This window comes from Bradyrhizobium sp. 23 (assembly GCF_023073295.1).
GTDB lineage: Bacteria > Pseudomonadota > Alphaproteobacteria > Rhizobiales > Xanthobacteraceae > Bradyrhizobium > Bradyrhizobium canariense_D.
In genome coordinates this window covers 698500-704831 of record NZ_JADPJF010000151.1, presented here as the reverse complement: position 1 = coordinate 704831, position 6332 = coordinate 698500, and the positions used below count along the sequence as shown (strand labels likewise).

Below are 6332 nucleotides of genomic sequence, written 5' to 3'. Positions count from 1 at the left end.
GGGGAGGGTCAGGGAGGGGGGTGCCACACGGCGCACTCTCTCGGTTCTCGCGTTCGGCAGGCGGGCGCTCCGTTGCTAGCAGCCCGCACCCAAGAACCATCTTCCTCGGGGCTACCCCCCTCCCCCGCCCTCCCCCACAAGGGGGGAGGGAGCGCAGCTCGCCCGGCGCAACCGGCCGACGCTGCCTCCTCACCTCTGGGAGCAGTGGCATGACCGCCCTGTCTGCCCTCATCCGCCGGGATATCCGGATCGCGCTCCGCGTCGGGGGCGGGGCGTTGATTGGCGTGCTGTTCTTTCTGACCGTGGTGGTGCTGATGCCGTTTGCTGTGGGGCCGGACCTGGCACTGCTGTCGCGGCTCGGACCCGCCATCCTGTGGCTGGGGGCGCTGCTGGCGAGCCTGCTGACCCTGGACCGGCTGTTCATGGCCGACCACGAGGACGGCTCGCTCGACCTGATCACGATGAGCCGGACCCCGCTGGAACTCGCCTGCGCGTCGAAAGCGCTGGCGCATTGGCTGGCCGCCGGCCTGCCGCTGATCGTCGCAACCCCCGTGCTCGGCCTGCTGCTCAACCTCGACATGGTCGCAACCGGTGCTGTGGCGCTGACACTGCTCGCCGGCACCCCGGCGCTGACATTTACCGGGATGGTCGGTGCGGCGCTGGCGGTGACGCTGCATCGTGGCGGCTTGCTGATAGCTGTCCTGGTGCTGCCGCTGTCGATACCGGTGCTGATCTTCGGCGTCGCAGCCTCGCAGGCGGCGATCGTCGGACCCATGACGTTCGGCGCGCCGTTCTCGATCCTGTGCGCGCTGTCGCTGGTCAGTCTCGTGATCGGCCCCTTCGCGGCTGCGGCGAGCCTGAAGCATGGGCTGGATTGAGATGGGCTGGACTGACCTTGACCCCGATCAACTTTCGCTGCGGACTTTCGTGCTGATTGCGTGAGCGCTTACCGGTGATTATCAGGATACCATGACGCTGATCGACCTCGCCAACCCCACACGGTTCCTCGCGCTGACGGCGCGGCTGCTGCCATGGCTTGCGGCCGCGACCATCATCCTGCTCGCGATCGGGCTCTATCAGTCTGCCACCGCACCCGACGACTATCAGCAGGGCGCGACGGTAAAGATCATGTTCATCCACGTGCCTAATGCCTGGCTGTCGATGTTCGTATGGGGCGTGATGAGCATTGCCTCGCTCGGCACGCTGGTGTGGCGGCATCCGCTTGCCGACGTCGCCGCCAAAGCGGCCGCCCCGATCGGCGCCAGCTTCACCTTCCTTGCGCTGCTCACGGGCTCGCTGTGGGGCCGGCCGATGTGGGGCACCTATTGGGAATGGGACGCGCGGCTGACCTCGGTGCTGATCCTGTTCCTGATGTATCTCGGCCTGATGGCGCTGTGGCGCGCGGTCGACGAGCCCTCCCGCGCGGCGCGCGCCGCCGCCGTGCTGACCCTAGTCGGCGCCATCAACCTGCCCATCATCAAGTTCTCGGTCGACTGGTGGAACACGCTGCACCAGCCGGCCTCGGTGATGCGGATGGGCGGCTCGTCGCTCGACAGATCATTCCTGATTCCGTTGCTGGTGATGGCGGTCGCGTTTACCCTGCTGTTCGTCACGCTGCATCTGGCTGCGATGCGCAACGAGATTTTGCGACGGCGCGTGCGGTCCCTGCAGATGATGCAGGCGAGCCGTGTGGCGTTTGCAGAAGTCGGCACCGGCTCGCGTGAAGGCAGCACGTCAAAAGAAGCTGGGGCTGCATGATCATGTCGCTCGGTCCCTATGCGTCTTTCATCGTGACATCCTATGCCGCGGCCGCCCTTGTGGTCGTGATCCTGATCGGCTGGATCGTGCTCGATCATCGTAGCCAGACACAGCGCCTGCGCGAGCTCGAGCGCAGCGGCGTGACCCGCCGCTCCGGCCGTAGCGCGACGGATCGGCCATGAGAGATCGAGCATGAGAGATCAATCATGAGCGAGCAATCGACGTCCGCTCCGCCGCAGCGCCGCACCTTCCTGATGGTGCTGCCGCTGATCGCCTTCATCGGCTTGGCGCTGCTGTTCTGGTTCCGGCTCGGCAGCGGCGATCCCTCGCGAATTCCGTCTGCGCTGATCGGACGCCCCGCGCCGCAAACCACGCTGCCGCCGCTCGAGGGATTGCAGGCTGACAATGTGCAGATCCCCGGCCTCGATCCCGCCGCGTTCAAGGGCAAGGTCAGCCTCGTCAATGTCTGGGCGTCCTGGTGCGTGCCGTGCCACGACGAGGCGCCGCTGCTGACCGAATTGGCAAAAGACAAGCGCTTCCAGCTCGTCGGTATCAACTACAAGGATGCCGCCGACAATGCGCGGCGCTTCCTGGGGCGCTACGGCAACCCGTTCGGCCACGTCGGCGTCGATGCCAACGGCCGCGCCTCGATCGAATGGGGTGTCTATGGCGTGCCGGAGACCTTTGTCGTCGGTCGCGAAGGCACCATCGTCTACAAGCTGGTGGGACCGATCACGCCGGAGAATTTGCGGACGGTGCTGTTGCCGCAGATGGAGAACGCGTTGAAGGCGGCGGGGAGCTAGCTCTGTCGTCAGTGTGAGCGAAGGACCCAACCCCAAACACCGCTGTCATGCCCCGGCTTGACCGGGGCATCCAGTACGCCGCGGCCTCTCCGTATCTCACAACCGTCTCTGGAATACTGGATCGCCCCGGCGATGACAGTTGAGTGTGTGGCCGCAACCGGCAATGATGAGTTGAGAGCTCAACCCTTCCTCACATCGCCCGCCTCGGCCTCGCTCGCTTCCAGCGACGCCGGCTCGAGGTGATAGCGCTTGGTCAGCGGCATCTGGGCGATGGCGAAGATCATGGTGATCGGCGTGACGCCGAACACCTTGAAGTTGACCCAGAAGTCGGTGCTCTGGGTGCGCCAGACGATCTCGTTCAACACCGCCATGCCGGCGAAGAACAGCGCCCAGCGCAGCGTCAGGATGCGCCAGCCCTGCGGCGTCAAATTGAACATCTGGTCGAACATGACGGCGATGAAGGAGCGGCCGAACAACAGGCCGCCGCCGAGGATCGCGGCGAACAAAGCGTAGATGATGGTCGGCTTGAGCTTGATGAAGGTCTCGTCGTGGAGCACCAAGGTCAGCGTGCCGAACACCAGCACGATGACGCCCGTCACGATCGCCATGATCGGAATGTGGCGCGTCACCACATAGGAGGCGATCATCGCCGCGACGATCGCGACCATGAAGGCGCCGGTCGCTGCGAACAGATTGAACTTCGCATTGACGAAGAAGAACACGAGCAGCGGGCCGAGCTCGGTCGCAAGCTTGAACAGCGGATGCGGCTGGGTCTTGTCCATTCTTCAGCTTTCGATTCCGGCAATGGCGCGGGCGAAATCACGCGCGGTGAACGGCGCGAGATCGTCGACGCCTTCGCCGACGCCGATGAAATGCACCGGCAGTTTGAATTTCTCCGCGAGCGCCACCAGAATGCCGCCGCGGGCGGTGCCGTCGAGCTTCGTCATCACGAGACCGGTGACCCCTGCGGTGCGATGGAAGGCCTCGACCTGCGACAGCGCGTTCTGGCCGACAGTGGCGTCCAGCACAAGCAGCACCGCATGCGGTGCAGTCGCGTCCACCTTGCGGATGACGCGCACGACCTTTTCGAGCTCGTTCATCAGCTCGGCCTTGTTCTGAAGCCGCCCGGCGGTGTCGATCAGGAGCAGGTCGACGGCCTGCTCCTTCGCCGCCGTCAGCGCGTTGAAGGCGAGGCTCGCCGAATCCGAGCCTTGCGCGCCTGATATGACGGGCGTCCTGGTGCGCTCGCCCCAGACCTTGAGCTGTTCGATCGCCGCCGCGCGAAAGGTGTCGCCGGCGGCCAGCATCACCTTGCGGCCTTCGGACGCGAATTTTTGCGAGAGTTTTCCGATGGTGGTGGTCTTGCCGGAGCCGTTGACGCCGACCACGAGGATGACGAACGGCTTCTTGCCGGCGTCGATCTCGAGCGGCTTCGCCACCGCCGCCAGCACCTTCTCGACCTCGGTCGCGACGACGTCCTTGACCTCGTCCGCCGAGATCGCCTTGTCGTAGCGTCCCGTGCCAACCGCATCCGCGATCCGCACCGCGACCGAGGTGCCGAGGTCGGCGCGCAGCAGCACGTCCTCGATATCGTCGAGCATGGCGCGGTCGAGCTTGCGCTTGGTGACGAGGTCGGCGACCGCGGTCCCGAGCGAGGACGAGGTGCGCTTCAGCCCGTCGGACAGGCGGCGCCACCAGCTCAGCTTGGGGGTCTCGGGGGTGGTATCGTTCATGGTGGCGGTGTGTTAGCCGTTCCGGCTCGCAAACGAAAGTCTTGACCGAAAGTCCTGCAATTGCTCGATGTTCCCGAATTGACGGCCGACGAAATCCTGGCGCGCGTGCTCCATCGCGACGGATTGATGCTGGTCATCGACAAGCCGGCCGGCCTGCCGGTGCATCGCGGACCCAAGGGCGGTGCCAATCTGGAAACCTCCTTCGAGGCGCTTCGTTTCGGCCTGCCGCGGCCGCCGGTGCTGGCCCACCGGCTGGACAAGGACACCTCGGGTTGCCTCGTGCTCGGCCGCCATCGCAAGGCGACGGCGTCGCTCGGCCTGCTGTTCAAGCATGGCAAGATCGGCAAGACCTACTGGACCATCGTCGAGAGCGGCCCCACCGAGGACGAAGGCACCATCGACATGCCGCTCGGACGGCTGAACGCCGAGCGAGGCTGGTGGCAGAAGCCCGATCCCGAGGGCCAGAAGGCCATCACCAACTGGAAGGTGATGGGCCGGGGCGATGGCCTGACCTGGCTCGCCATGGAACCGGTGACCGGGCGGACCCATCAATTGCGGGTGCATTCGTCGGCGACCGGCTGGCCGATCTTCGGCGACAACATTTACGGCAACGGCCCGCGCTTCGGCGAGCCGAAGCTGCACCTGCATTCCCGCGAGATCGTGGTACCGATCTCCCGCAACAAGGAGCCGGTCCGCGTGGTGGCGCCTGCCCCGCCCCACATGCACGAGCGGCTCCGCGCCTGCGGGTGGAACGGGGAGTAGCCCGACTGCTCGCCCCTCATGGTGAGGAGGCCGCGCAGCGCCCCCTATAGTTTACGAAACGTTCAGTGCTCGTCTCTAATGATAGCGGTTGCTTAGAACAAGCTTCCGTCAATCTGCTCAGGACGAGCTGCGCGTCATGTCCACGGCCGAGTTATCGATCATCGACGAGGTCGAGTCCGCGCTTCGGACTGGCTCGGCGGAAAAGGGCCTGGCAACAGCCCGCCGCGTCACCGACCTGTTCCTGTCCTCCGCCGGCAGTTTCGACGACGAGCAGATCGCACTGTTTGACGACGTGCTCGATCGCCTGATCGGCACCATCGAGCTCCGCGCCATCGCCGACATGGGCGCGCGCGTAGCGCTCGCCGAGATCAGCGCGCAGCTCGCGCCGATCGCGCAGGCGCCGCCATCGGTCATTCGCCGCCTCGCCAACAATGACGAAATCCGCATCGCTGGTCCCGTGCTGCAGGAATCCGCGCGCCTCGACGACGGCGCGCTGGTGCAGATCGCATCATCCAAGGGCGAGCCGCATCTGCTCGCGGTCGCCGGACGCTGGTGGCTGAAGGAGATCGTCACCGATGCATTGCTGGCGCGACGTTATCCCAGCGTCAGCCGGCGGCTCGCCGCCAATCCCGGCGCGCGCGTCTCCGGAAGCGGATTTGCCGTCATCGTCGGACAGGCGGAGGCCGATCCCGAGCTCGCTGTCAGCGTCGGCGTCCGCGTCGATTTGCCGTCAGACCTGCGCCGTCAATTGCTGCGCTCGGCGAGCGAGGCCGTGCGGACCCGCCTGTTGTCGCGCGCGCCGCCGCATCTGTTCGAGGAGATCCAGAGCGCGATCGCCGCAGTCACCGTCGGTGTCGAGCGCGAGATGTCGGGTGTCCGCGATTTCGAAGGCGCCAAGCGCGCCGTCGCAGGTCTCAGGGCGACCGGCCAGCTCAGCGAAGCGACGCTGCTCGGCTTCGCAACACAGCGCCGTTATGAAGAAGCGGTGGCCGCATTGGCGGCATTGTCGGGATCGACTGTCGAAGTCATCCGCCCGCTGATGCAAAGCCTGCGCGAGGACGGCCTGCTGGTGCCGTGCAAGGCAGCGCAGCTCAGCTGGGAAACCACCGCCGCCGTGCTCGAAAGCCGCTTTGCGAGCGGCGCGATGAAGCCGGCCGATATCGCAAGGGCTCAAAGCCATTACGCGCGCATGACCCCGGAGAATGCGCGGCGGACGCTGCGCTTCTGGCAGGTGCGGGCGTTGTAGTTTTTCCCTCTCCCCTTGTGGGAGAGGGTG

At 65.8% G+C, this 6332-nt stretch carries 8 protein-coding genes; 6 read left to right on the top strand and 2 right to left on the bottom strand.

Features of this window, described 5'->3' with window-relative positions:
• Positions 1-209 precede the first annotated feature (209 nt).
• The 4 genes from ccmB (at position 210) to IVB32_RS40470 (ending at position 2561) form a co-directional block, all read left to right on the top strand.
• Positions 210-878: a heme exporter protein CcmB gene (ccmB, locus tag IVB32_RS40485; protein WP_018459818.1), complete on the top strand. Its 669-nt coding sequence runs from the start codon at positions 210-212 to the stop codon at positions 876-878.
• A 91-nt stretch (positions 879-969) separates the two neighbouring features.
• Complete coding sequence (locus IVB32_RS40480) at positions 970-1758, top strand: heme ABC transporter permease (protein WP_018459817.1); 789 nt, start codon at positions 970-972, stop codon at positions 1756-1758.
• Positions 1755-1940, top strand: coding sequence for a heme exporter protein CcmD (gene ccmD, locus IVB32_RS40475; protein WP_018459816.1), 186 nt, complete (start codon positions 1755-1757; stop codon positions 1938-1940). The genes IVB32_RS40480 and ccmD overlap by 4 nt, the downstream gene beginning before the upstream one ends.
• 24 nt (positions 1941-1964) lie before the next feature.
• Positions 1965-2561: a DsbE family thiol:disulfide interchange protein gene (locus IVB32_RS40470; protein ID WP_018459815.1), complete on the top strand. Its 597-nt coding sequence runs from the start codon at positions 1965-1967 to the stop codon at positions 2559-2561.
• A gap of 179 nt (positions 2562-2740) precedes the next feature.
• On the opposite strand, the gene IVB32_RS40465 is transcribed toward IVB32_RS40470, so the two are convergent.
• Complete coding sequence (locus IVB32_RS40465; protein WP_007598838.1) at positions 2741-3343, bottom strand: septation protein A; 603 nt, start codon at positions 3341-3343, stop codon at positions 2741-2743.
• 3 nt (positions 3344-3346) lie between these two features.
• Positions 3347-4294 carry a signal recognition particle-docking protein FtsY gene (gene ftsY / locus IVB32_RS40460; RefSeq protein WP_018459814.1) on the bottom strand — a complete coding sequence of 316 codons (948 nt, stop codon included), beginning with the start codon at positions 4292-4294 and terminating at the stop codon, positions 3347-3349.
• 60 nt (positions 4295-4354) lie between these two features.
• Between ftsY and IVB32_RS40455 the strand changes: the two genes are divergently transcribed.
• Positions 4355-5056 (top strand): RNA pseudouridine synthase, encoded by a 702-nt coding sequence (locus IVB32_RS40455; RefSeq protein ID WP_026233882.1) that lies wholly within the window; start codon positions 4355-4357, stop codon positions 5054-5056.
• Positions 5057-5192: 136 nt separating this feature from the next.
• Positions 5193-6302, top strand: coding sequence for a DUF2336 domain-containing protein (locus tag IVB32_RS40450; protein WP_247295774.1), 1110 nt, complete (start codon positions 5193-5195; stop codon positions 6300-6302).
• The last annotated feature ends 30 nt before the right edge of the window (positions 6303-6332 follow it).

Excerpts from the sequence above, each read along its gene's own strand:
- IVB32_RS40450 (WP_247295774.1), top strand. The coding sequence starts at position 5,193 with ATGTCCACGGCCGAGTTATCGATCATCGACGAGGTCGAGTCCGCGCTT.
- ccmD (WP_018459816.1), top strand. The coding sequence starts at position 1,755 with ATGATCATGTCGCTCGGTCCCTATGCGTCTTTCATCGTGACATCCTAT.
- IVB32_RS40470 (WP_018459815.1), top strand. The coding sequence starts at position 1,965 with ATGAGCGAGCAATCGACGTCCGCTCCGCCGCAGCGCCGCACCTTCCTG.
- IVB32_RS40465 (WP_007598838.1), bottom strand. The coding sequence starts at position 3,343 with ATGGACAAGACCCAGCCGCATCCGCTGTTCAAGCTTGCGACCGAGCTC.
- ftsY (WP_018459814.1), bottom strand. The coding sequence starts at position 4,294 with ATGAACGATACCACCCCCGAGACCCCCAAGCTGAGCTGGTGGCGCCGC.
- ccmB (WP_018459818.1), top strand. The coding sequence starts at position 210 with ATGACCGCCCTGTCTGCCCTCATCCGCCGGGATATCCGGATCGCGCTC.
- IVB32_RS40480 (WP_018459817.1), top strand. The coding sequence starts at position 970 with ATGACGCTGATCGACCTCGCCAACCCCACACGGTTCCTCGCGCTGACG.